The sequence below is a fragment of the Bradyrhizobium sp. PRIMUS42 genome (assembly GCF_023006515.1).
Lineage (GTDB): Bacteria > Pseudomonadota > Alphaproteobacteria > Rhizobiales > Xanthobacteraceae > Bradyrhizobium.
Genome location: NZ_JALBGZ010001280.1, coordinates 1 through 954, shown reverse-complemented (window position 1 = coordinate 954; position 954 = coordinate 1). Strand labels below are relative to the sequence as shown.

Here is a 954-nt window from a genome sequence, read left to right as displayed (position 1 = left end):
GGCCTTGCGACGGAATGCCGTCGTCGTCTGCGCCGGATTGGCCGCACCATCACGGCGCGAGACGACGCCGCCGGGACAGGTTTCGGCGACCGCCGGCACGAGGCGCCGCAGTTCAGTCGCGTCGATCAGCTCTTCATGGGTGAAGCCGAGCGCATTGAGTTCGGCCACGCGCGTACGGCAGACGGCGAGCTCCTCTTCGTTCTCGGCGACCAGCACCTGGCCGTGGCTCTCGAAGCTGCAATCGTCGTCGAGAAGATCCGAGATCTTTTCCCAGATCTCCATCGAACGGATCGAGAGCGGGATCTCGGGGATGTGCCGCGCGAGTTGGCGCACGCCGCCGGCATTGACGCCCGAAGCGTGGCGGCCGGCATAGTCCTTCTCGATCAGCACCGGCTTCAGGCCGGCAAGGCATAGATGCAGCGCAGTCGAGCATCCGTGGATGCCGCCGCCGACGACGATCGCATCCACGTTTTGGGTCATCCGCGCACCACCGCCTTGATGTCGGCTTCGGTCTTCGGGACGGCGGCGAGCTCGGCGAGCGTGATCGGCTTCACCGGCGCGCGCAGACGGTAATAACCGATCTCCTGCGCCGTCTTCCCGCGCGCCTGCGCCATCAGCTCGGTGACGGTGAGGCCGCAGAGCCGGCCCTGGCACGGCCCCATGCCGGTGCGGCGATAGGCCTTGAGCTGGTTCGGTCCAGTCGCGCCGATCGCGACCGCGTCGAGAATGTCTTTCGCGGTGACCTCCTCGCAGCGACAGACGATGGTGTCGCCCGAGGGAATGCGAAATTGCGGTGAAGGGCGAAACAACGTGTCGAGGAAGACGCGACCACGTTCAGCCTTGGCGAGATCGGAGCGAAGCGTTGCCATCGGTGCGAGCTTCGCCGCAGCCGCCGGCGCCAATACTTCCACAGCCGCGCGTGCCGCGATGCGGCCACGCACCACGGCGGCGTTC

General features: G+C 67.0%; 2 protein-coding genes. Both read right to left on the bottom strand.

Features of this window, described 5'->3' with window-relative positions; genetic code table 11:
- On the bottom strand, window positions 1-480 hold a 480-nt coding region (locus tag MOV75_RS39700), incomplete at its 3' end, for an FAD-binding oxidoreductase (protein WP_247008300.1).
- Window positions 477-954, bottom strand: a 478-nt coding sequence (locus tag MOV75_RS39695) for a (2Fe-2S)-binding protein (protein WP_247008298.1), incomplete at its 5' end; no start/stop codon positions are given. The genes MOV75_RS39700 and MOV75_RS39695, both read right to left, overlap by 4 nt.